Here is a 25,702-nt window from a genome sequence, read left to right on the forward strand (position 1 = left end):
ATATGTATTATTTTCTTATACACTATGTAATTTTATGTTGAATAAATCGATTTTTTGTAAAATGTAACAAAAGATTAATAGTCTCTCACGCGAAAATTTGTTAAGGTTAGAGATAGGACATTAAGAAGGGAAGGTGACTTGCTTCAAGTTTACAGGAAGCGCAAAATATGAAAACAACTAAATCACTATTTATAGCAGTGCTCATGATGTTTGCACTTATTTTCAGTACACCGCAATTTGCAAGTGCAGCACAATCGACAAATGACTCATACCCGCTTTCGACAGGGGTAACATATTCAAACTATACCCATAAAGGATCTAAAACAAGTATCGTTAATCATTTAGAAGTCGACTTAACAGATTCTTTCACAAAGATCGGCTTAGGTTTACCATCTCCGGTTAATACGCTTATGACAACAACGCAGCACGCGAACAGTCATACGAAGGAAGGAAACCGAGTAGTCGGGGCAATCAACTCAAACTTCTACAATATGGGGGATGGCTATCCTTTATATTTAATTTCTCAATATAATACAATCGTTACACCAAGCGTTATTTCAGACTCAAGCTCGAACTATGTGAGCCAGCCGATCGCATTCGGTATTACAAAGGACGGATTTGGAGAGATCGCTTACTACAATAGTAAGATTAGCGTTACATATAACGGTCAAACGAATGAAGTAAATGGTCTTAATGTAAAGCGCGGAACTGATGAGGCAATTGTTTATACACCGCAAAACCATAGTTCTATGACGCCGAACAACGGAAAAGGTATGGAATTTATCGTTGAAACTGACAACACAATCGGTGCAACGAAATTCGGACAAACTTTAACAGGTAAAGTAACTGCAATCCGCGGTTATGATGATGAAACAAAAACGAAAATTCCGCGTAACGGTTTCGTGCTTTCTTTTAACGGATCAGCATGGGGCGATAAATACCGTGGAATTAAAGTCGGCGAAGAAATTTCAGTAAACTTTGGTATTGATGATCGTTGGATGGATGCACAGTTTATGATGGCAAGTGGTCCATTATTAGTATTGGACGGCAAAAAAAATCTGACAATCAATGAATCAAGCTCACGTGCTAGAGAAGTTGCACCACGTACAGCGATTGCGATCAGCAAAGATAAGAAAAAAGTACACTTAATTACAGTGGACGGTCGTATTAACTCAAGTGCAGGTATGACGTTACCACAGTTTGCGGATTATCTGGTAAGCCTTGGCTTTGACCGTGCGATTAATTTAGATGGCGGCGGTTCAACAACAATGGGTATCCGTAAATACGGCAGCAACACGGTCGTTTTAGCCAATACACCATCTGGTGGTACGCAACGTCGCGTTTCTGCAATTATTGAAGCAATCAGTACAGCACCAACAACAAATGCACCAAAATATATTCAAGTAAATCGTGATAAAGTAGGTACATTATTAGTCGGTGCAACAGTGAAACTTACACCAAACTACGTATTGGACGAGTATTATAACCCATTGGCAGTAAATGCAAATGACTTTGTAGTAACACCGCAAAATAATACAGTGTCAGTTAACGGCTTAAGCTATACAGCTGTAGCACCTGGTTCTGAACGTATAACAGTTTCAAATGAAGGTGCAACACAAACAATCAGCTTCAATGTAGTGGATGCACCGGCTGGACTTTCGATTTCAGGAGTATCAGGTGCAATTGAACCAAATGCATCGCTTCAATTAAAAGCAAATGTAACAGGGGCAAATAATGAAACACTCATTTATGATGATTCACAAATTAAATGGACTATTGATGGAGACATCGGTACAGTATCCAGCTCAGGTCTTTTCAAATCGAATGGTAAAGAAGGTACTGCCCGTGTAACGGCGACATTAGGAACAAAATCCGTTTCTAAGGAAATCGTTGTAAAGTCAGTGGAAAAACCATTATTCAAAGATATTTCTGTAAACAATGTTTATAAAACAGAAATTCAATATTTAGTTGATAATAACCTGATCAACGGGTATCCGGATGGTACATTCAAACCGGAAATAGCATTAAACCGTGGTCAAGCGGCTGTATTGCTAACTCGTGCATTAGGATTATCTACAAAAGATGTGCCAAACCCTGGATTTAGCGATCTATCAACAAAGAGCACATATTATGGTGCAGTTGCTGCGATTGTGCAGGCAGGCATCATGAGCGGTACTGGTGACGGCAAATACGAACCGGGCAAACCATTAACTCGTGCTCAAATGGCGAAAATTCTAGTTGAAGCATATAAGTTAACGGGTACTACTTCTACGAAATTTAAAGATGTAAGTACAAAGCACTGGGCATACGATTACATTCATACGCTGGCAGCAAATGAAATTACGACAGGTTATGAAGATAATACTTACAAACCAAGTCAAGAAGTATCACGCGTGCACTTCAGCTTATTCTTATACCGCACAATAACACAAAATAAATAAGTGAAAACCTTTGTAAAGTTGCAGCGAGGAATCGCAACTTTTACAAAGGTTTTTTTATGGAGAAAACGGAGGAGCTGGGGAGGAGAGGGAGGCGCGAGGGGGGTGTGATTAGAATGTGGAGTTTTATTGCGGGGAAAGGTTTTGATAGGGAGAGAAGTAAGTATTTACTTTGGTGTTGGTGAAAGTATAGAATGTTTTTGTGTGGAAGTAGAACGCTTGGACGAGAAAGTAGAACCTCGCGCCAGGAAAGTAGAACGTATCCCGGGTAAAGTAGAAAGTTTCATTTAAAAAGTAGAACAGGGTGCGGGTATTCGCCGAGTTGTAGCTGAAAGTAGAATATTGTGGCGCGAAAGTAGAATGTTTACGGAATAAAGTAGAACTTCGCACCAAGAAAGTAGAAAGTATCACTTGAAAAGTAGAACGAATTGCGGATATTCGCCGAGTTGTCGCTGAAAGAAGAATATTGTGGCGCGAAAGTAGAATGCTTACGGAATAAAGTAGAACTTCGCACCAAGAAAGTAGAAAGTATCACTTGAAAAGTAGAACAGGTTGCGAGTATTCGACGAGCTGTCAGAGAAAGTAGAATGAATTAACGTTAATGTAGAACCCAGCCCCAGAAAAGTTGAACTCTAACCGGAAAAAATAGAATATATATTGTAAGTAACTCATCACCCCCTTTAAGTAGAAATCACATAAGAAAACAACCTATTCAATACTCCGTTCTAAAACATCTTCAGGAATTAAGTAATATACACCTCGACCCTTACCAAATTGCTCAAAGTTCAAGCGCTTCAATAGTTTGGAAGCAACTGCTTTACAGTCGATTCCGACGAATTTCCTCAATTCTCGATTTGTAATGCGATCACCTATTAATACACGGTAGTGGTGCAAAGCCCAAAAAATTGCTTCTTTATTTTTCACGCCACATTGTGGACAAATCCACAATCCGTGATGATAATACATGACATGCTGAAATTCACACTTTTTGCAAAGAACGCCATTTCGTATACGATCTCTTTCCACTTTCTTGCTTATAGGAAGCCGGCATGCGATAGCCATTAATTTTCTTTCCAAATCGGTCAGATTAACTGTCGTTTCAACATTGTTTTTATATAATTTTTCCAAAAACTTTGGTAAGCCGCTTAAATGAATAATCGGAGAACCGTTTAAGGAAGAATCCAACTTTGTTCTTATATTAGCATTGACCACAATATACAGAACGGGCAACTGGATTCCCCAGTTAGATAATAAATACGATATATATAATTGGTGACGATAAGCTTGATCGAACGGATTTGGAAAATTTTCTATAATCCCTTCATCAGTTTGACGAGCAAATTCATGAAAGGATGGTTTATAAAATAACGTACCGGAAATTTGTTTAACCTCGACAACGAGAAGAAATCTTGTTGTAATTATCAGGGCATCGATTTGATGAGAAAAACCCTTTTCATTTATACACTCAAAGTTATAAAAAATTTTATAGGGATCAATAAAATGATAATCTGCTAATGTTCTCTGCATTTTTAATTCGCCTGCGATTCCAGCTTGGACGCGATAGTAAGCCTCTTGATAAGCGGTAAATTCTTCATCATCAGCTTGTAATCTAGAAACAAGAGCTTCCAAATAGACAATTTTTTCAGTCTTGTACAATAAATCACCTCTACTCGGGCATTGAGACATAATCTCTTATGACAGCAATGTATACGAAAATTTCAGAGCATGCAAATGACCTTGAAAAGCCATTTTCCGCATAAATTTCTCTTCAAAAAGTAAAAATGAAACTAATCTTATATACAAACCGTCCCATTAATGAAAAACTACAAATTTATTGCTAATTTTCTTGTTGGGAAATAGTTTGATCTTGCCATCAGGAATATCGTTTCAAACAGACATTATGCTATACTGAAAATACAAATCATAACGCAGAACACATCTACTTCAGATGTGTTTTTCAAATGAAAAATGAAATAAGCCAAGCGTACTCGATATGCTTGATTCAAAGGATGAATGAACAAATGAAAATAGGCATTGTAGGAAATTACGGAAATGATAATAACGGAGACGAGGCAATTTTATTAAGTATTATTCGCCAGCTTCAGAAGGTATTTCAAATAGACACAAAAAATATTACTGTATTTAGTAATAATCCAAAACAAACAGCGGAACGTTATACTGTCCAAAGTTACCCTTTATACTACAAAAACGGCAATGCCGTGAAAACGTTCATGAAGACGTACAAAGAGAATTCCAATGTCGTGAAAAACCTTGATTTTGTCGTAATCGGCGGCGGCGGTATTCTAATGGATCTCTATAAACGTGAAGCACCGCTATATGGTTCTTATGCGATGATGGCAAAAAATAATAATGTACCATATGTTGTATACGGCTGTGGTGCCGGTCCGCTCAACACAGGTTTAGGGAAATGGTTTATCCGCTATATGGCCAAGCATGCACAAAACATCTCAGTGCGTGACCCGCAATCAGAACAGCTGCTTAAAACAATCGGTGTAAAACGTGATGTTCATGTTATTGGAGACCCGGCATTCAGTTTAGAAGTAGAACGTTCAAATTATAGTGATAAACCAAAATCGGTTGGGGTGACAGCAGTACCATACTATAATACTTCATACTGGCCAACAGGCGATGAGGCAAAGTACAAAAACTATATTGATGGCATGGCAAAAAATCTGGACCGTTTAATTGAAGAGCATAATGTCGATGTTACATTTTTTGCAACTAAATATCCGCAAGATGCTGATGTGACAAAGGATATTCAAGCTAAAATGAAGCATCCGGAAAATACAAAAATTATTGATGAAAACTTGCCGCCGCAGCGTATTTTACAAATTACGTCCACATTTGACGTGCTGATCGGTACAAGACTTCACTCATTAATATTGGCAACAGATGCAAAAACACCGATTATCGGTGTGTCTTATCATGTGAAGGTAAATGACTTTTTACAGATGGCAGGGCTTGGAAACTATTCATTACCGATTGATTCTCTTCATGAAACAGACGAGAAGTTTGCAATGCTCTTTAACGATATGGCAGTAGATTGGGACGGTGCACAAAACCTAGCGGCTCGTACAAATGCGTCATTTAAAGAAAAATCAGCATTAGGGGAGCAGCTTTTAAAAGAAGGTGCGAAAAAGTAATGAAAAAAGTATTCGTCATTAGCAATATGTATCCTTCAAAGGAACATTTAGCTTACGGCATTTTCGTGAAAAATCAGGTAGAGCAACTGGAACGAGAAGGAATCGAAACAGTGCTTGCGGTAAATACCAATCCTGCAACAGGTAAAAAAAATGTTATTGCGAAATATTTAAAATGGGCGCAACAGTTTATGCGTGTATTCCGTGCAAATAAGCGTAATATTTCACTGACGCATAGCCATTACGTATTTCCAAGCGGGATTTTCAGCTACTATTTAAAAAAGCGTCATAATATCCCGTATATCGTGACAGCACATGGTGGCGATATTAATAAAATGGCCAAAAAAGGCGGGCAAATCCGGGAGTTTACGGAGAAAATTTTACAGTCTGCAGATCATGTCATTGCTGTTGGGGAAGAGCTTGCCGCAACAATTGAAACAACTTTCCATGTCAAAAATGATAAAATTTCCGTAATGAGCATGGGAATTGATCGTACAGTTTTCAAAGGCGCGGAAGATAAAAAACAAAGTGCAAAAGAGTTAGGTATGGATCCTGATAAGACAAACTTTTTATTCGTAGGCAATATTATACGGGAAAAAGGTGTTACAGAACTTGTGCGTGCATTCAATAAAGTAACGGAAACGCTTCCGGAGCAAGCCGCTCTTTATTGTGTCGGTTCGACAAAAGACAGTAATTTTACTAGTAAAGTAAAAGAGCTGGCTAATGGCAATACAGCCATTCACTTTATCGAGCCAATGCCGCAGCATGAGTTGGCACGTTATTTCCAGGCGGCAGATGTTTTCGTACTGCCTTCTTATATTGAAGGATTAGGATTAGTAGCTTTAGAGGCGATGAGCTGCGGCACACCGGTCATTGCATCGGACGTCGGGGGACTGCATTATATGTTGGTGGATGGAGCAGGGGTTTTAGTGCCTCCTAAAGATGAAATTTTACTTCAACTGGCAATTGAAAATGCAGTGAAAGACGGGATTGCAGTGAATGAAGAGCGTGTAGCCGAGCTGCTTCATACTCATGATGCAGAAAATATTATTGCACGTTTAAAAGAGCTCTACACAACATATGCGAAATAAAGTAATTGTAATTAAAGGAATGTGATAAGCGTTGAAAGGAATTTTAAAAATAATAGGAGCCGTCGCGGTTATTAATATTTTAGCGCGTCTGGTCGGCTTTGCCCGTGAAACGTATATCGGGATTGAATTTGGTACAACTGTATATTCAGATAGTATTATCAATGCTTATACAATTCCAAACTTTTTATACTTAGTTATCGGCGGAGCGTTTACGACAGCGTTTATATCCATTTACCATAAAACGTCATCAAGCATAACGGAATATATACAGCGAACATTTACAACGATTGTTGTTTCGATTACGCTCATTGTCATTTTGTTTATGGTGTTGGCTGATCCAATATTAATGCAATTTTTCCAAGTGGAGGATCAGGCGGAATATGAAATGCTGCGCTCACTTTACTACTGGATGATGCCATCGACGATTATGCTCGTGCTATCAACTTGGATGAGCGGTATTTTAAATGTCCAGGGCCGTTATCATTTATCGGCATTTTCGGTGCTTATTTATAACGGTTCATTTTTAATCGTATCCGTAGTCTTATCGATCACAATGGGACCGATCGGAATGGGAATCGGGGCATTAGTCGGAGCGATCTGTATGTTCCTGTTCCTTGTATTCGGAGTTCGGAATGTGAAAGAAATGTCCTTCAAGCCGAACTTTAAACAGGCTGAAGATCAGAAAATGCTATGGAAAGTTGCATTGCCGATTATGCTTGGCGGAGCGACTGCACAGCTTTACATTTTAATTCAACGATTCTTCACGAATATGCTGGAAGCCGGTGTTCCGTCGGCGATGAACTATGCGACAAAGATGTCCCAGTTCCCGCAGGCAATTTTAATGACTGCTGTAACGACTGTTATTTTCCCGCTACTCAGCAAAAAAGAAGGGGAAGGGGATACAGAGTCGGTAAAACAGCTTTATGTTCGCGGGATGCGTTTATTATATTTACTCGTATTGCCGGTTTCGGTGTTCTTTTATTTCCAGGCAGAGGGAGTTATCCGCATCGTCTTTGAATATAAAGAATTTGATGCAGCGTCTACAGCGATTACAGCACCATTGCTTCAAGTATTCAGTACGACGATGTTCTTCCTTGCTGCAAACACATACATTACGCGTTTCTACTATGCGAAGGGCAATTCCGTATTACCGATGATCTTCAGTATTTTAACGGTATTCGGTGTGAATATTGCGGTCGTTATGGCAACAATCGATGGGATGGGTGCAAATGCGGTTGCCTTAGGAACGTTGATCAGTGCCATCGTAAACTTCCTGTTGCTTGTCATTGTACTTCAAAGTAAGTATCAGTTGAAACTTTTGGACAAAAACGTTGGGCAGCTGTTTAAGTTGGCCATCATTGGACTAATTTTTGTTGCGATTAACTGGGCGATTGCACAGTGGATTGTAATCGATCAGAAATGGATTCATATAATTGTTACATTTATCGTTGCATCAATTAGCTATATTGTCTTGCTGTTTGCTTTCAAAATGGATGAGCTGCAGCAAATTACAAGTAAGGTAAAAGGAAAGATTTCAGGAAAAAAATAATCTGATAAAGCGCGTATCCTTGATTTAATAGGATACGCCTTTTTTGTACTTACTATTTGCAGAAATACCGAATTGGTTTTTGCTAAGTTATGTCGTTGGGTTGCTGATATTAAAGAGAAATGTTAGTTATATGACAGAAAACTTTATTTTAAAAAAACTTTACTATATAATCATAAGTGGAATAATTGGAATTAAATATATAATTTACTAAACATCTAAAATAGAGATAAGGGTGGAGAAGTATGGCAAGAGGAAGACGGGTAAATTCATGCGGTGAAAAAAGTAAAAAATTATTATTGGAAAAAGCAATTGAGTTATTTTCTACATATGGTTATCATCAAACGAAAATCAGTGATATTGTAAAATCGGCAAATTTAACACAGCCGACTTTTTATTTATATTTCCAAAGCAAGGAAACATTGTTTAACGATTTAAATGAAAAGTTCCGCAATGAATTAACTGAGATTTTTTCCGGTTCAAATGATATGAATGACGGGAAATTTGGAATCGAGGTTATTCAGGAAGGTCTAGTACATATTTTCGATTATTTCATCGAAAACCCTAACTTAACGAAAATAGGCTTTTATGAAGCAGAGCAATCAACGGCCGTAAAGGAAATGCTCGTTTCTAAATTGACACATATCCTTAACACGCAACTACAAAATACAGGTGCTGTAAAGCTAGTGGATGCTAATATTCTTGCAGAAAGTTTCGTTGGTTCGGTGGAACGACTAACATTGACTAACTTACTGACAAATAAATCGAAGCCGGAACAGCTGGCGAAAGAAATCTGTATGATTTATTTTGCAACGGAGCTGAGTTTAGTACATTCATAAAATTGAAATGAGACGACTGCAATTATGCAGAGCGTCTCATTTTTTTGTTTACTTTTTAGTTGTTACATGTAAATAAACACCGGCTTTTAAATTCTTGCCTTTTTCATTTTTTATTTTAGGGTGAATGATCAGTGCGTATTCCTTACCAGCCGTTAACTCTTTCGAAGGGGTAACAACGAGCTGTTGCCCCGATAATTTGTACGTTGTTTTTACAGTATCTGCACCTAGCTCGACTAGTTCAACGGAAGAAGAACCAAGCTCTTTCGCCAGTGTAGCTGAAAACTTGACCGTAAACGTTTTGTTTAATGGAACATTCTTTAATGAAGCAAGTTCTTTATAGTTTTTTAAGTTTGATGCGATTGTGTCGTAGTGTGCTTTGTAGAGCGGTTCACTTGCTGTTTTAATATGTGGTTTAACCCCGACTTCATTGATTTTCGTACCGTTTGGACCATAGAAATGACCTACTGTTAATTTTAGAAAGCTACCATCTTCCAGCTCGTAAAATGCCTGCATAGAACCTTTCCCATAAGTTGTTTCCCCGTAGAGCGTAACTGCTTTTTGATCAGCGAGAGCCGCTGCAGTCATTTCAGACGAACTTGCACTATATCTGTTTACAAGCATTTTCGTATTTTCAGGGAATGTTACGGATTGCTTCATCGAACGTACAATAGATGTCCCCGAAGCTTCCTTCAGCTTGTAGGCATAGTTGGCATTCGGGAACATACCGATGAGCTGTTCTGCTGCTGTAACATAGCCGCCTCCGTTATTTTGCAAATCGAAAATAAATGATTTTGCCCCTTTATTTTTCAAATCGCGAACGGCTTTTGATACAAGGGTTGCCGTGTCGTTTGAAAATGAATTTAATGAAATATAGCCCGTATTACCGTATAGAAGTTTTGTTTCAACATTAGGGAGCGAGAAAGCTTTACGTGTTAATTTTTTTGTTAAAATAGTGCCGTCTTCACGTGAAACCGTTATAGAAACAGTTGTGTTTGCTGCTCCTTTTATACGGGATGAAGCCTGGTCGATTGTCAGCTCTGAAACAGGTTTTCCATCGATTTCTATGATGATATCGCCAACTTTCAAGCCTGCATTTTTAGCGCTGCCTCCATCGATCAGCTCGGAAATTTGAATACCGCTTTCAACCTTCTCAATAACCACACCGATACCTACAGTAGTAAGATCCACGCCATTAAAAAACTCATCGAATTCTTCCGGCGTAAAGTAAGCGGAATACGGATCAAGCATCTCTGCCAGCTGCTCGATGCTTGTGGCACGGTTAATGTCACCGTTGACATTCCCTACATAGTTTTCCTTAACAATCTGTTTTGCTTCATCTAAAGGAGCCCCTAGTACCGTTAAAGGAACAGCCAGGCACATGATGAAAAACAGCATTGCTGATAAATGTTTTTTTAACATGAGTCCACCTCATCAATTTTATTTTTCTATAATGTCATGCTTAATGCCATGATAGGGATATTACCATATTTTATCATGAAAGCTTACCAAATTTATGGTAAGGGTAAAAAATATTTTAAGCTATTATTAGTCAATAAAAGAGGGTAAGTTACAAGTTTTTACACTCATAACTTACCCTTCTTCTAGTAGATAAACTTATTTTCGTTTTGCTAAATACATGATGTAGCCTATAACACCACCGACTAATGCAGGAACAACCCATGCGATGCCTTGCTCATAGAACGGGAAGATTGATAAAAATTTATCGTATGCTGCAATTTCAAAGCCGGCAGTTTTGATACCGTCATAGATTGCAACAATACCTGTGAAAATTAAAGCCATACCATATACGCTTGGTGCATGATTGAAAAGATTTCCGAATAGTGCGAAAACCATAAGCACGATTGCGAACGGATAAATTGCTACTAAAACAGGTAATGACAATTTGATTAAATCAGCTAATCCGAAGTTTGAAACACCAAAGCTGAATAGTGCGAAAATGACTAAGTATACTTGGTAAGAAAGCTTCGGGAAAATTTTATTGAAAAATGTTGCGTTTGCAGATAAAAGACCTACAGATGTTGTTAAACAAGCTAAAATGATGACTGCTGATAAAATAATCTTACCGGCTTGTCCATACAGCTGTTGTGCTGCCAAAGAAATGATTGTGCCGCCATCTTCATGGAAGCCGATTGCGGATGTACTTGTTACCCCAATATAACCTAATGATACATATACAAAAGCTAAACCAATTGCAGCTACAATCCCTGCAAAAATTGTGATTTTAACTTGTTTTGCCCTTTCTGTTATACCACGGCCAACTAATGATTGAACAATAACGATCCCGAAAACTAATGATGCGAGTACGTCCATCGTTAAGTAACCTTGGATGAAGGATTCACCAAATGCGTTATTAATATATGGTCCCTGCGCTTCACCAGGTTCACCTAAAGGAGTAATAACGGCTTTAATCGCTAACAAACAGATAACGATTAAAAGAGCAGGTGTTAATATTTTTCCGACACGGTCGACGATTTTTGTCGGGTTATATGCTAAGTAGAATGTGATTCCGAAAAAGATAAGTGTTGTAACGAATAATGGAATCCAGCTACCTTTCATTGCTTCTGTTAAAAACGGTTCCACACCGATTGAATAAGATACAGCGCCAGTACGAGGAATGGCAAAGAATGGTCCAATCGACAAGTAAATAATTGAAGTGAAAATTATGCCGAAATATGGATTAATGCGTCCTGCCAATATTTCTAAATCCCCGCCGTTTTTGGCAACGGCAATAATACCTAATAGAGGCAGCCCGACTCCAGTTATTAAAAATCCGATCATGGATATTACTATATTTTCCCCGGCCATTTGACCTAATTGTGGTGGGAATATGATATTACCTGCACCTAGAAATAATGCAAATAACATAAAACCTACCGCGATATTCTCACGGAAAAAACTCGACTTGCTATTCATGTTGACTAAACTCCTTTAATTGAAAATACAAAGTTTTCTAAAAATTTAAATCTTTTAACAAAAACTAATTCTATCATAAAATTATCAAAATACAAGCATATTTTCAGAAAACAATTTTGCGAAATCAGGACTTATGAAATGTTAATGAATTTTATTACACGCTATTAATATGTGAGTATAATAAGATAGGGAAGGTATAATCCTTTGGAAAATTTTCTTATAAAAATAGGGTTGTATAATCTATGGGAAATTAAGTAAAATAGAGAAAAAGTTTCATTGAAATGGGGGAGTTTTCATATTGAATAATAAATGGAAGGTAGTGCTGACAGGTGCAGCATTTTCACTTGCACTACTCATCGCACCAGATGCCCAAGCATCCACTTATACGGTGAAACACGGTGATACGTTAACAAAAATTGCGAAAGCCCACAACACAACGATCAATCAGATTAAACAATGGAACAAACTATCTCAGGATCACATTTTCATCGCACAAAAACTGGTCGTTGCGCCTGTTAAGGTTGTTACTCCTGCAAAAAGTGCAGTGAGTACAGTGAGCAAATCGCCGGCAGCAACTAAAGCAGTAACGACAACCTCTAAAACGAAAACGACTGCTGTTTCAGTCGTTGAGGAAAAAGTCGTAAGTCCGCAAAATGCAGTATCCCATACTGTCATTAAAGGGGATAATTTAACAAAGATCGCCAAAAAGTACAGTATCTCGGTAGCGAGTATTAAACAGTTGAACAATTTGAATTCAGATGCGATTAAAGTTGGTCAGAAGCTGACAATCAGCCAAGAGCCAACGAAAGATTTAGCTGTCGAAGCTCCTTCTGCCAAAACAGTGGAAGCGGAAATTAATTTTAATCAAACAGCTGACGAAGCGATTGAAAAACAGTTAAAGAAGGAAGTTGCACTGCCCGGGAAAGTTTCGCAACAAACAGAGCGCCTTTATGCACAAGCTATTCAAGCAGCTAACGCAGTATTAGGTACACCTTATAAATATGGGGGAACGAATATAGAAGGCTTTGACTGCAGTGGATTTGTAAACTACATATTTAATTCAGTCGGTGTCCAAATGGATCGTAAAAGCAGTCTCATGTATTTCGAACAAGATACGACAAAAGTAACGCAACCTGTACCGGGAGATTTAGTGTTTTTCAAAAATACATTTATCCCAACAATTTCACATATGGGGATTTACATTGGAAACAATGAATTTATCCATGCGGGCTCAAAAGGTATTACGATTTCGAATGTCCAGGAAAAATATTGGGCTGAGCGCTTTGTCGCGTTTAAACGTCTTAATAGTATAAAATAAAATAATGAAGAACTGATAAGTGATAGTGAATATAAAATTCGCTTATTAGTTCTTTTTTGTTACATAAATCCGCCAAAGTATTACAAATGTTACAGATAACGCCCTGAATATTGGTTAATATTACAAGAAATATCGTTAATTGTTTAATTGATAGTTTTAAATCCCTGTTTATAATAGGTTCTTTAGAAATGTTTGAAGTTATTATAAAACGGGTAAATGTAACTTTGCTGTTACATAACTGTAATGTTATTCAATATGATCTCGTGTTAACCTAATATCAATTAAGTTTTCAGAAAATTTACTAATTGGTTGGAGGAACACGATGGATTACTTGAAATTATTACGCAATACCGTACTAACTTTGGCAGCTGCCTTCGTAATTTTCTTCGCACCGGTGAATGAAAAGGAAGCTTCTGCAGAATCGGCGTACTCAATTGATGACTTAAAAGAAGTCTCTTCAAAATATTTGGGAGTTCGCTATTCATACGGCGGGACATCGGCAAAAGGCTTTGACTGCTCAGGCTATGTACGTCACGTATTTAAAGAACTGGGTATCACATCACTGAATCGCACATCTTCAGAAATGTATACACAAGGTACAAAAGTTAAGAAAAGCGACCTTGAGCCAGGCGATTTAGTATTTTTCAACACATCAGGCAAACGCATCTCTCATGTAGGGATTTACATTGGTTCAGGAAAATTCATCCACGCTTCTACAAGCAAGGGTGTTATAAAAACAAGCATCAACGATAAATATTACTGGGGTAAAAAGTACGTAGGTGCTAAACGCATCGCTAACTTCTCAACAGCAGAAACCCTTGTAGCAATGGCGGACATTTCAGATGCAGATAAAACAAAGAATGCAGAATAATACATAACTTATACACACTACTACATACTGCAAAATACGTAATAATAGTCTCTCACCTTTTATAGGGTGGGGGATTTTTTATTGCTGCTGTTTGGAGACGTGAATAATATTTTTTGCTTTTCTTTTAAAGGAGGTGACCGGGTTGCTCCATCGTACAGACGTCAAAAAAATATCCGGAAGCCATTTAATGACTTCCGGAAGCTGCATGCAATGCATTTTATAAAACTATTGTGGAACGCGTGCTGACCAACGAGAAAGATCAATACCTTTTACATCCACTAATTCTTTAGGGAAGATGAAAGTCCAAGGTTTTGATGTATTAGGAAGAACAGTTAGGACAGGGTCTAATTTAAATGAGCCTTTCGCAACTACAACATTGCGTGCATCCGTAATTTCTAAAGGTAACTGTTCCAGGTTAATCGCTTTATCATGACCGTTACGGATGAAAATAGATGTGTGTAAGCTGCCATCATTATTGATTTTGGCTTGCAATCCTGTAAAGTTCACTTCTGTTTTACCTAATTTAGGTAAGTCTTTCACAATTTCAGCTAATTTTTCCTGCTGATCTCTTGGTAATTGTTTCTTCCATGTTTCATCCAAATCTAATTGGTGACCGCGTAATGAAAGCAAGTTGAATGAAATTTTCCAGCCTTCTTCAGGCACTTCGTCTGCTGTAATTGAAGAAGCAGGGAATGTGAAAATCCATGGACGCGCACTTTCAGCAGGGATTACCCCCAGCTCTTTAAAATCAAAATAATGTGAAGCAACGCGTTTATCATCTTTATCTAAAATTAATAGTTCGATTTCGCCTAATTCAATTGCTTCTGATAATGAAGAACGGAAAAAAGCTTTTACATTCCAAGAACCAGTCTCTAATGAAGGCTCGATATTAATTGCTGATAATGATAACTGGTTTGGCTTAAGTGGTGCCAAATCATTTGCCAGGAAGTTAAAAACATATTTTTGTTCCTGAGGTACATCCCATTCAGGATGGAATGATAATTTTGTAATAACATCACGGTCAGCACCTTTTTTAGAAGAATCATCAGATGTTTTTACAACAGATGATGAATCTACAGCACTGTCTTTACCCACTTTGTCACCTTTTTTAAATAAATCGAATAAACCCATCTGCTATTCCTCCACATTCATCGTAATGTTTTTCATAAATGTTACAAGTTCTTCTACAATTGTACGGCGAAGTTCCTGATAGTTTTTACCGAATAATTCAAGTCCTTCACGTTGGTAAATACGCATTGGATCTTCCTGCTGGTAATGACGTAAGCCAATACCTTCTTTTAAGTGAGCCATTTGTTCTAAATGTTTCACCCACATTTGATCGATGAAACTTAGCATCACTTGTGGAATTATGGCCATAATTTGTTCATTTTCCTCGAAGCTTTCGATTACCGCTTTTAATTGCTTAACTGGAGGATCCATAGAATCCAGTAAATTTTTCACCTTTGTTTCATCACGATTAACTAAGATAGGTTCAATAAATAAAGAATTTACTGTTTTTTCCATTTTATCGAAATTCCATTCAGCAACATCTTTATCCTCGGGTGCATTATCTCGAACCGCAAAGTCCACCGTTTCATACATCATGCGAACTAATAGAGGAATAATGTCTTCGTTTTTCAATACTCTGTCACGCAAATCGTAGACAATACGACGTTGATCGTTAATCACATCATCCAGCTTTAAGTTGTATTCACGCATAGCGAAGTGTGAGCCTTCAACGATACGCTGTGTACGTTCGATCAGCTCTGTCACATCTTTGTTTTGAATAAGACCGATTTCGTCTGTTGTCATTTTCTTGCGGAATTTTTCAACATCATCTTTAGCGAAACGCTTGAACATGTCGTCTTCGATTGAAAGGATGAAACGGGTTTCACCTACGTCACCTTGACGACCTGAACGTCCGCGTAACTGGTTATCGACACGACGGCTTTCATGCTTTTCAGTACCGATTACTAATAGACCGCCAAGATCTTCGACGCCTTCGCCCAATACGATATCCGTACCACGTCCAGCCATGTTTGTTGCAACAGTAATACGATTTTTTTGTCCTGCTTCCGAGATTAACTCAACCTCTTGCTCGACTGTTTTCGCATTTAATAATTGGAACTGTAAGCCGTGTTTTTTTAAGTAACTTGCTACTTTTTCTGATTGTAAAATAGAAGTTGTCCCGATTAATACCGGCTGTCCTTTTTCGTGGCGGCGTACTGCTTCCTGTGCCACATATTCGTATTTTTGCTCGATGTTTTCGAATACGATATCCGGCTGGTCAAGACGTCGACGTGGACGGTTTGTCGGTATTTGAATTACACGCATACCGTAAACTTCTAAAATTTCTTTTTCCTGAGTTTTCGCAGTACCTGTCATCCCTGATAATGTCGGATACATACGGAAATAGTTCTGTATTGTAACTTGGGCCTGTGCTTTGTTTTCTTCAGTGATTGTCACGCCTTCTTTCGCTTCAATCGCCTGGTGTAAGCCGTCTGAAAGTGAACGGCCTTCCATAATGCGGCCTGTAAACATATCAACCAATTCAATTTTGTCATCACGAACGATGTAATCAACATCACACTCAAACATTACGTGGGCGCGTACCGCCTGAATTACGTAATGGTACAGTGTTTGATGTTCCAAATCGTATAGATTGTCGACACCGAACGCTGCTTCAACTTTTTCAATACCTTGATCTGTTAAAGAGGTCGCTTTCGTTTCGTCATCGAAATCATAATCTTCTTCAGCTTTGAAACGCTTCGCCAGCATTGCAGCGATACGGTGCAGTTCTTCGTTTGCGCCCATCTTACCGGCAATGATTAACGGTGTTTTTGCTTCGTCGATCAAGACCGAATCCACTTCATCGATAATCGCAAAGTGGTACGGACGCTGTACTTTATCACCGATTGTATGTGCCATATTATCACGCAGATAGTCGAAACCGAATTCAGTACCAACACCGTATGTAATATCCGCATTGTACGCTTCCTTTTTATCTGCAGGTCCCATCATTGGAACGTTCAGTCCAACTGTTAACCCAAGGAAACGGTGGATTTGCCCGATTAATTCGAAGTCACGTTTTGCCAGGTAATCATTTACTGTAATAACGTGTACACCTTTGCCTTCCAATGCACGAACGTAAGAAGGAAGTGAGGCAACAAGCGTTTTACCTTCACCTGTCGGCATTTCGGCAATATTACCTTCAGTCAGTACTAGCCCGCCGATCAACTGCACATCAAAATGGCGCATGTTTAATACACGTTTAGAAGCTTCACGGACAACAGCAAATGCATCAGGGATAATATCAACCAGCTGAGTTCCGCTTTCTAAACGCTCTTTAAATGTAAATGTCATATTTCGGAGTTCTTCGTCAGACATGGGACTATATGTTGCTTCGAGGCTGTTAATTTGCTCTACCGTTTTGTAGTATCTTTTTAGCTCTCGAGCACTTGTTTGTTCTTTATTACGTTTGAAAATTGAGAACATTATTTTACTCTCCTTTGAAATTGGCTACTTTAATATAGTAGACACTTCGTTATTTTATCAAATAATGCGCAAAAAGACTACTGACCAAAAGGGAATTCATAGGAGCAATATAAATAAATTGGATGAGTCCTTCCATTTTAATAATAATTATCTGATAGGCTGGAAATATAGTAGAAGAATGATAGATGTAAAATTTATGTGAGCCGAATAAATAGTGGAAGGAATTTGAGCTATATTTTATGCGATGTTCATGCTATACTTAAGTTGAATAAAAATGTAGAGTTTTTAATGAATCTCCAAAAGGCGATTTATTGTAATGCTTAATACTACAAAAATTAAGGAGGAGAGACATGATTTACGTGTCTTTAATCGTAGCTTTTATTGCTGCTATTATACTAACTCCGCTTGTGAAGCGATTGGCTTTTCGCCTTGGAGCTGTAGATGCCCCGAACTATCGTAAAGTGCATGCTCGCATTATGCCACGATTAGGCGGTTTAGCAATTTTTGGTGCGTTTATGATCGGGATTTTACTTTTAAAATTTGTCACGAACTTCGAAAGTGACTACTTATATGCGATTTTAATTGCCGCTACAATTATCGTAGCAACAGGTATTGTCGATGACATGCGCGAAATTTCTGCGAAGGCCAAGCTGCTTGGTCAAGTAATCGCAGCCTTTATCGTTGTATTTGTCGGCGGTATTCAAATTGATAACATTAACTTACCGTTTGGTGGGGAACTGGAATTCGGCTGGTTAGGCATTCCATTCACAATTATCTGGATTGTCGGTATTACAAACGCGATCAACTTAATTGATGGTCTTGATGGACTGGCTGCAGGTGTTTCGACAATTGCCTTAATGACATTGGCTGTAATGGCGATGATCATGGGGAACGGGATCGTTATCGCAATGGCTGCCATTTTGGCTGCTGCAACAATCGGTTTCCTGTTTTTCAACTTCCACCCTGCGAAAATTTTCATGGGGGACACAGGTGCACTGTTTTTAGGATTTATGATCTCGGTGCTCGCACTTCTAGGATTTAAAAACGTAGCGGTTATTTCGTTCGTTATCCCGGTTATTATGCTGGGAGTTCCGATATCTGATACATTCTTCGCAATCGTACGTCGTTTGCGCAGCGGTAAAAAATGGTCGGATCCGGATAAATCGCATTTACATCACCGTTTATTGGATTTGGGGTTCTCGCATCGTCAAACCGTGACGATTATTTATGCGATGGCTGCAATGTTCGGTCTCGCTGCTGTCATCTTCTCGATGGCAAAAGTATGGGGCGCAATTTTACTCATTGCCGTTATATTAGTGGCGATTGAGCTGTTCGTAGAAATTATCGGCCTCGCCGGCAAAAACTATAAACCGTTGCTCAACCTCGTAAGAATATTTAATAAGTGAAAAGATCGAAACAAGTAAATGGCCTCGTGCTGTTTGCTTGTTTTTTTGTTTTGGGGGATTTTTTGAGGCAGTAGTTAGTGTTGGGATATAGAAATTTTTACGCCTAATGTGGAACAGAATGAAGTGAAAGTAGAAAGTTTTGAAGCTAAAGTAGAAGTTTCTCATGGAAATGTAGAACGAATCATCTGAAAAGTAGAACGCGCGAACTTTATTAGAATAGTCGCAGGAGAATGTAGAAAGTTTCAAGTCTAATGTGGAAATTTCTCACGAGTATGTAGAAAAGATCATCCGTAAAGTAGAACTCTTCTAAAATATAATAGAAACATCAAATAAAAAACCAACCCTCGCATCACTCGCGGAGGTTGGTTAAATATTATTGTGTATCTGTATTCGTTCTTGTTGTATAAGCTGAATTTGATTGTGAACTTGTGCCCGAAATGTTTGTCGATTCCGGAGTAAGTCCTAAGTGACTTTTTAAAATATGGCTTGTTTCTTCAAGTGCTTCCTGATCCAGCTTGTAATAATAGACGCCTGTCGACATGTCGTCATAGCCTTCCAGCGTCAATGTATCAATACGAGGCATGCCGTCAGATAAGTAGCTGAAGAAAGATTTCATTTCCGTAAATGTCATATCTGTCTTCATATTGTTACCGACAGCTTCTAAAATATCATCGTATTTTGAGATGGATGTAAATGATGATGCTTTTGAAGCGATCGCCTGAATGATTTCCTGCTGGCGTTTGCCGCGTTCAATGTCATTGTCCTGTTTACGTGTGCGGGCAAGAGCCAGTGCTTCACGGCCGCCCAATGTTTGCAATCCTGGCTGCAGGTTGACAGTGTTGCGGTCGAATTCGTCTTTTTCAAGCATTGCGTAAGGTACTTCTGCTTCAATGCCGCCTAATGCATCGACAATATCGATGAAGGCATTAAAGTTAACACGTAAATAGTAGTCAATTGGGATATCAAATAATTCTTCTACAGTTTCAATTGAAGCAAGTGTGCCACCACGCGCGTGGGCATGGTTGATTTTATCGTTATATCCGATGTGAGGGATGTAAACATATGAATCACGCGGGATACTTACTAGTTTAACTGTTTTTGTTTTATTGTTTAAAGTGGCAAGCATGAGGGCATCTGTGCGGGAGTTATCTGCACCTTGTCCGCGCTTTTCACTATCATCGACACCTAAAATTAAAATAGAAACATTGTCTTGGGCCGGCTCAACTTTTACTTCACGCTGTTCCGGGAGTTTGCGGTCCTCGATTTCTTCATATGCATTATTCGCAGCATGTTCGGCTTGCTTCGTCAAATAGACACCGTATGCTGTTGCGCAAATTACGAGCGAAAGAGTCAAAAGCATCGTAACTTTAAGAAACAATCTGAATTTCGAAGAGCCTTTCTTTTTATTTTGCCTTGTTTTCATAAAGATTCTCCTCTAGGTTAGGGATTGGTCACTATATTAAATTGGGTTTTATAGCTAGTTCGTAATCTTATCTAATATACTACAATCTACTTTTGTCGTAAAGTAACGGTAACTCTTATATTTATGACGTATATTCGACACTATTCCTTCAGAAACTCGATAAAAAGCGCATCTTCTTGTGTGACTACTGCCTGGCCATTTGTCAGTTCTGTAATCCAGTCAATAAAAGTTTGCTCTTCCTCTTTTAAAACATGTACATAAATTTCTACATTTTCAGCATACTGAATATCATAAAGAGGATAGTGGGAACCGCGTATCTCATTTTCTACTTTCCCCAACCACACATAATCAATCCCGATTTTCATTAAATAGTGCAATTTTCGCTCAACAACTTGAGCAGCGGCGATACCTTCTGTTGTTGCTTTACTGTAGGCGCGGATCAGACCGCCTCCGCCAAGCTTTATCCCGCCAAAATAGCGAGTGACAACAACAACCGTATCTTTTAAGCCTTGTTTTTTTAGAACTTCTAACATAGGGACGCCTGCAGTGCCACTTGGTTCCCCGTCATCATTCGCCTTTTGGATCTGATCATGCTCCCCGATCATATAGCAGGAGCAGTTATGGGTTGCCGATGCATGCATCTTTTTTATTTTATCAATAAAGAGAATCGCTTCTTCTTCTGTTTCAACGCGTTCTACATAAGTTAAAAAACGCGATTTGGATATGATGATTTCAGATTCTCCGTAACCTTTTACTGTAAAGTAGTTATTTCTCATTATCTATTCTCCTTAATATTACAATTTGATTTCAAATTTGTGGTTATAATTTAACTTAAAAAATGATTTGCTCATGATATAATATGTATGTACTATATTAGTAGGTTACAAAGTAAAAAGATAGAGTAGTTCGCATTCTGACTAAGTAAGGTGGGGAAAAAGTGCTAGAAAACAATCAAATAGACATCGCCTCGCTTGATGTAATATTTAATCGGATGTTGGAAACTATTACAAGTTCGAAAGATGATGTATTTATTATAAGCGAACAAAGCCGCAGAAACTTTGAAGAGATGCAACAAGAGCTGGAAGTGGTGCGTCATGAAATTAAGATTATAATAGATGAAAGTGATAACTTGGAAAAGTTGCTTCAATTATCTAGACAGCGATTAGTCGTTGTAAGTAAAAGTTTCAATAATCATTCAGAAGAGCAAATACGTGCTGCTTATGAAAATACAAGTAATTTACAACTAAAGGTCTCCCTTTGCCGGGAGCGTGAAAAGCAGCTAAGAGATAAGCGTGACGATTTGGAAAGACGCCTGCGCACACTTTATGATACGATTGAAAGAGCGGATCATATCGTGAACCAAGTGAATGTTGTTATTAACTTTTTGACTACCGATCTTAAAAATGTCGGGGCAGCACTTGAACAGGCGAAGATCAAACAGGATTTTGGCATACGTATTATCGCAGCCCAGGAAGAAGAACGCAAGCGTTTATCGCGCGAAATTCATGATGGGCCTGCACAAATGATGGCGAATGTGCTGATGCGTTCGAATTTAATTGACCGCACTTTCCGGGAAAAAGGAGCCGACGCCGCTTTAAAAGAAATTCATGACTTGAAAATAAGCGTCCGCAACGCCTTATCCGAAGTACGCCGCATTATTTACGATTTACGTCCAATGGCACTCGATGACCTTGGTATTGATCCGACATTGAAAAAGTACTTATCTACAATTATGGAATACAATCCAGGTGTTGAGATTCAGTTCCTTTCATATAATAACGAGCGCAGAATCCCTTCAGATTATGAAGTGGCCGTTTTCCGTTTAGTGCAGGAAAGTGTAAACAATGCATTGAAACACGGAAAACCAAATCTGATAATTGTTAAACTTGAGTGGTTATGTGACGAAATTAATGTTGTGGTAAAAGATAATGGGGTTGGATTTGATACGGAAAGTGTTCGTGAAGGATCTTTCGGTATTATAGGGATGAGAGAAAGAATCGAACTGCTGAAAGGTTCTTTGAAAATTAGCAGCAGCATCGGTAAAGGAACAACGATTTTAATGAAAATTCCATTGCCGGTAAAAGATGACGAGATAAGATAGCAGAATTCCAGGGGGTTTCGAAATGACGAAAATTATTATTGTAGATGATCACCAATTATTCCGTGAAGGGGTAAAACGTATTTTAGATTTTGAAGACACATTCGAGGTTGTTGCTGAAGGTGATGACGGCACAGATATCGTAAACTTATATGAACAAAACGAACCGGATGTTGTATTGATGGATATTAATATGCCGGGCAGAAACGGTGTAGAGGCGACAGCTGATTTGATCGCTGTATATCCGGACGCGAAAGTAATGGTTTTATCGATTCATGATGACGAATCATATGTAACACACGCATTAAAATCAGGTGCACTTGGCTATATGCTGAAAGAAATGGATGCCGATGAAATCGTTGAAGCAATCAAAGTTGTTTCCAACGGTGGCTCTTACCTGCACCCGAAAGTAACAAAAAATCTGGTTGCGGAATTCCGTCGTCTATCAGAGCACGAAAACAAAGGTAATTTCCATCAAACAGAAATTCGCCGTCCATTCCACTTATTAACGAAGCGTGAATGCGAAGTGCTTCAATTATTAACAGATGGCCAATCAAACCGTACAATCGGCGAGACATTATTCATCTCGGAAAAAACGGTTAAAAACCATGTATCAAGTATTTTACAGAAAATGAATGTTAATGACCGTACTCAAGCAGTTGTAACAGCAATCAAAAACGGCTGGGTAGAAGTACGTTAATTACATATTAAACGTTAAAACAAGGATTCGATTTTTGTCTCCTTGTTTTTATTTTTGCATATTATTACCGATTAATAAATAGATTTTACGGCCTAATCTATGAAACATCTGTGAACAAGTTTCGTCCTAATGTTTTGAAGGCGATAGCAAATAGTTCGGACACTGAATTTTTACGTTGATTTAAAAATTATCGGTCTTCAATAATATTCGTATAAGAAAAAACATCATCTCATGCAATTTTGTACAAGATGGGTTTTTCCAATATTGTGTGCTAAAATGTTTTGCGGGAGGTTGTAAAATTATGAAAAAATGGTTGGTAGCTGTACTTGCGGTCTTTGTACTGGCAGCTTGCGGGAATGAACAAGAAGCTTCACCTGAAAATCTGCAGAAAACGATCGACGAAGGTACTGTAGGCTTTGAAATGATGGGGGATTCAGTTCAGGAAGAGGCGGATGTCCCGGAGGAAGAAAAAAATAATATTATATCTGCTTTCAATGAATATATTGCAGCCTTTAATGAAAAAGATTTAGAACGTTATAAAAATATAATTTCAAAAAATGCGACAGGTTTTAATTATGATGAAGATATCGAAGCGGTTTCCGACGTGTTTAATCAATATGATGTGAAACGTACGGCCGAAGATATTACGATTGTAAAATACAGCGGCGATGAAGCGCAGGTATTTTCAAATTTAAAGACTGAAACGAAAGAAATCGATACAGGTGCAGAACTGTCCGGTGTCGGCCGCCAAGTAACGGTGTTGAAAAAGGAAGACGGTTGGAAAGTTTCGAGCATCTATTATATCGGCAGTGAATAAAAACCGATCTTCTATAATATATAGTAAAAACATCTTGCGCGAATGGATGCCAAGATGTTTTTTTCATATAGTGAAGTAGGTTTTAAAGGGTGGAGTTCCCTATAAGAAAGACAAATTACCGTTCACAATTATAGTGAGTTCATGTAAACTAGTGAACATAGGAGAGTGGGAGAGCGATGAAAACAGCAATTGTTACAGACAGTACAGCCTATTTAACACTTGAAGAACGAAATTCGTACAATGTCCATATGATTCCTCTAAGTGTAAACATTGAAGGAACATTTTACGATGAAGAAATCGATATTACAGCTTCAGAATTTTACGACCGTGTGCGCGGTGCTGCGGAGTTTCCGAAAACAACGCAACCATCTGTCGGAAAATTTGTCGAGCTTTATGAAACATTAGGAAAAAATTATGAAGAAATTGTAACGATACACTTATCAAGCGGAATCAGCGGAACTTTCCAAGGTGCCGTGCAAGCGGGTGCAATGGTGGAAGGTGTGAACGTTCACGCATTTGATTCGGAAGTTGCCGCCTACCTTCAAGGCTTCTATGTAAAGGAAGCTGCTAAACTAGCGTCGGAAGGCGCATCGGGCGAGCAGATTATGACACATTTGAATGATTTGAAAGATTCAATGGATGATTACATTATTGTCGACGACCTGCAGCATCTGCAGCGCGGCGGTCGTTTATCTGCAGCAGCGGCATTGATCGGCGGTTTGCTTCAGGTAAAGCCGATTTTAACATTCCAGAACAAAGTCATCGTGCCATTCGAAAAAATCCGCACGCGCAAAAAAGCACTACGCCGAGTGGAAGAGCAATTAGCATCAGCAGTCGAAAAGCACGGCGCTCTTCAAGCAACAGTGATTCACGCCAACTGTGAAGACGAAGCGCGCGAATGGATGAAGTCTCTGGAAGCGGCTTACCCAACAGTCGATTTCACATTAAGCTACTTCGGTCCGGTAATCGGCACACACCTAGGTGAAGGTGCAATGGCAATCGGGTGGATTAAGAAATAATTTTGTTTTAGGCTTAACAGTCACTACTTCTTAGGGAGAGTGGCTGTTTTTTGATTTGTAGTGGGGGTGGCGAGGGATAGTAGAAGTTTGTGGGGGAAAAGTAGAACACACGGCGTGGAAAGTGGAAAGTTTTCAGTTGAAAGTGGAACGTGAACGGAGAGAAGTAGAAGCGGTTGACGGTATTAGAAGTTAGCGGGAGGAAAGTAGAAAGTTATTCAGGGGAAGTGGAAAGTTTTGAGTCGAAAGTAGAAGTAATTCTTGGTATTAGAAGTTAGTAGGCGGAAAGTAGAAAATTCGCCACAGAAAGTAGACAGTTTTAAGGTGAAAATGGAACGTAACAGGGGGAAGTAGAAATTTTAGAGTGAAAAGTAGAAAGTTTTTTAAATAATGTGGAAAGTAGAAATTTTTAAGCAGCCACTCATTGGCTCAATATCGAGTACCATCAAAAATCAAATAAAGGAGCGGAAATTATGTCAATAACCTCAATGAAAAAACGCTATCGGCTTCTCAAATCTTTCAATATCTCAAGCAAATCTCCATTCCATA

Annotated in this window: 19 protein-coding genes; 12 read left to right on the top strand and 7 right to left on the bottom strand. The window is 38.6% G+C overall.

Translation table 11 applies throughout. The features are described 5' to 3' along the window. Window positions 1–167: 167 nt before the first annotated feature. Entirely contained in the window at window positions 168–2,441 is a 2,274-nt protein-coding gene (locus MKX73_RS10460; protein WP_340717375.1) for an S-layer homology domain-containing protein, read from the top strand. 705 nt (window positions 2,442–3,146) lie between these two features. Here the strand turns inward: MKX73_RS10460 and MKX73_RS10465 are convergent. After that, entirely contained in the window at window positions 3,147–4,094 is a 948-nt protein-coding gene (locus MKX73_RS10465; protein WP_340717376.1) for a nuclease-related domain-containing protein, read from the bottom strand. A gap of 365 nt (window positions 4,095–4,459) precedes the next feature. Between MKX73_RS10465 and MKX73_RS10470 the strand changes: the two genes are divergently transcribed. The 4 genes from MKX73_RS10470 to MKX73_RS10485 all read left to right on the top strand — a co-directional run bounded on the left by MKX73_RS10470 (window position 4,460) and on the right by MKX73_RS10485 (window position 9,075). Then, entirely contained in the window at window positions 4,460–5,602 is a 1,143-nt protein-coding gene (locus MKX73_RS10470; RefSeq protein ID WP_340717377.1) for a polysaccharide pyruvyl transferase family protein, read from the top strand. Beyond that, window positions 5,602–6,690 carry a glycosyltransferase gene (locus tag MKX73_RS10475; RefSeq protein WP_340717378.1) on the top strand — a complete coding sequence of 363 codons (1,089 nt, stop codon included), beginning with the start codon at window positions 5,602–5,604 and terminating at the stop codon, window positions 6,688–6,690. The genes MKX73_RS10470 and MKX73_RS10475 overlap by 1 nt, the downstream gene beginning before the upstream one ends. Window positions 6,691–6,721: 31 nt before the next feature. Continuing rightward, complete coding sequence (gene murJ, locus MKX73_RS10480; RefSeq protein ID WP_340717379.1) at window positions 6,722–8,239, top strand: murein biosynthesis integral membrane protein MurJ; 1,518 nt, start codon at window positions 6,722–6,724, stop codon at window positions 8,237–8,239. A 242-nt stretch (window positions 8,240–8,481) separates the two neighbouring features. Beyond that, window positions 8,482–9,075, top strand: coding sequence for a TetR/AcrR family transcriptional regulator (locus MKX73_RS10485; protein WP_340717380.1), 594 nt, complete (start codon window positions 8,482–8,484; stop codon window positions 9,073–9,075). A gap of 48 nt (window positions 9,076–9,123) precedes the next feature. Here MKX73_RS10485 and MKX73_RS10490 read toward each other — a convergent pair whose 3' ends face one another. Both MKX73_RS10490 and brnQ read right to left on the bottom strand, forming a co-directional pair. Then, window positions 9,124–10,494, bottom strand: a complete 1,371-nt coding sequence (locus MKX73_RS10490; protein WP_340717381.1) for a S41 family peptidase — start codon at window positions 10,492–10,494, stop codon at window positions 9,124–9,126. A gap of 195 nt (window positions 10,495–10,689) precedes the next feature. After that, a complete protein-coding gene (gene brnQ / locus MKX73_RS10495; RefSeq protein WP_340717382.1) occupies window positions 10,690–12,009 on the bottom strand; it encodes a branched-chain amino acid transport system II carrier protein in 1,320 nt (439 codons plus the stop codon). A gap of 298 nt (window positions 12,010–12,307) precedes the next feature. Here brnQ and MKX73_RS10500 point away from each other — a divergent pair, with 298 nt between their 5' ends. Together MKX73_RS10500 and MKX73_RS10505 are read left to right on the top strand one after the other, a co-directional pair. Continuing rightward, window positions 12,308–13,327 (top strand): C40 family peptidase, encoded by a 1,020-nt coding sequence (locus tag MKX73_RS10500; RefSeq protein WP_340717383.1) that lies wholly within the window; start codon window positions 12,308–12,310, stop codon window positions 13,325–13,327. Window positions 13,328–13,649: 322 nt separating this feature from the next. After that, the gene (locus MKX73_RS10505; RefSeq protein WP_340717384.1) at window positions 13,650–14,198 is read left to right on the top strand and encodes a C40 family peptidase; all 549 of its coding nucleotides are present in this window, start codon (window positions 13,650–13,652) and stop codon (window positions 14,196–14,198) included. A gap of 225 nt (window positions 14,199–14,423) precedes the next feature. On the opposite strand, the gene MKX73_RS10510 is transcribed toward MKX73_RS10505, so the two are convergent. Both MKX73_RS10510 and secA2 read right to left on the bottom strand, forming a co-directional pair. Beyond that, window positions 14,424–15,329 carry an accessory Sec system S-layer assembly protein gene (locus MKX73_RS10510; RefSeq protein ID WP_340717385.1) on the bottom strand — a complete coding sequence of 302 codons (906 nt, stop codon included), beginning with the start codon at window positions 15,327–15,329 and terminating at the stop codon, window positions 14,424–14,426. 3 nt (window positions 15,330–15,332) lie between these two features. Continuing rightward, entirely contained in the window at window positions 15,333–17,693 is a 2,361-nt protein-coding gene (secA2, locus tag MKX73_RS10515) for an accessory Sec system translocase SecA2 (protein WP_340717386.1), read from the bottom strand. Window positions 17,694–18,043: 350 nt separating this feature from the next. On the opposite strand from secA2, the gene MKX73_RS10520 reads away from it, so the two are divergent. Further along, complete coding sequence (locus MKX73_RS10520; protein ID WP_340717387.1) at window positions 18,044–19,099, top strand: glycosyltransferase family 4 protein; 1,056 nt, start codon at window positions 18,044–18,046, stop codon at window positions 19,097–19,099. A gap of 373 nt (window positions 19,100–19,472) precedes the next feature. Here the strand turns inward: MKX73_RS10520 and MKX73_RS10525 are convergent, their stop codons facing one another. Next, a complete protein-coding gene (locus MKX73_RS10525; RefSeq protein ID WP_340717388.1) occupies window positions 19,473–20,522 on the bottom strand; it encodes an LCP family protein in 1,050 nt (349 codons plus the stop codon). A 140-nt stretch (window positions 20,523–20,662) separates the two neighbouring features. Beyond that, window positions 20,663–21,298, bottom strand: coding sequence for a YigZ family protein (locus MKX73_RS10530; RefSeq protein WP_340717389.1), 636 nt, complete (start codon window positions 21,296–21,298; stop codon window positions 20,663–20,665). Window positions 21,299–21,459: 161 nt separating this feature from the next. Here MKX73_RS10530 and MKX73_RS10535 point away from each other — a divergent pair, with 161 nt between their 5' ends. The 4 genes from MKX73_RS10535 to MKX73_RS10550 all read left to right on the top strand — a co-directional run bounded on the left by MKX73_RS10535 (window position 21,460) and on the right by MKX73_RS10550 (window position 25,156). Continuing rightward, on the top strand, window positions 21,460–22,623 hold the full coding sequence (locus MKX73_RS10535; RefSeq protein ID WP_340717390.1) for a sensor histidine kinase: 1,164 nt from the start codon (window positions 21,460–21,462) through the stop codon (window positions 22,621–22,623). 22 nt (window positions 22,624–22,645) lie between these two features. Continuing rightward, window positions 22,646–23,320: a response regulator transcription factor gene (locus MKX73_RS10540; protein ID WP_340717391.1), complete on the top strand. Its 675-nt coding sequence runs from the start codon at window positions 22,646–22,648 to the stop codon at window positions 23,318–23,320. A 301-nt stretch (window positions 23,321–23,621) separates the two neighbouring features. Continuing rightward, the gene (locus tag MKX73_RS10545; RefSeq protein ID WP_340717392.1) at window positions 23,622–24,137 is read left to right on the top strand and encodes a nuclear transport factor 2 family protein; all 516 of its coding nucleotides are present in this window, start codon (window positions 23,622–23,624) and stop codon (window positions 24,135–24,137) included. Between the two features lie 176 nt (window positions 24,138–24,313). Beyond that, window positions 24,314–25,156: a DegV family protein gene (locus MKX73_RS10550; RefSeq protein ID WP_340717393.1), complete on the top strand. Its 843-nt coding sequence runs from the start codon at window positions 24,314–24,316 to the stop codon at window positions 25,154–25,156. Window positions 25,157–25,702: the final 546 nt, after the last annotated feature.

Origin of the sequence: Solibacillus sp. FSL W7-1436 (genome assembly GCF_038007305.1) — a bacterium.
In the GTDB taxonomy this organism is placed as follows: Bacteria; Bacillota; Bacilli; order Bacillales_A; family Planococcaceae; genus Solibacillus.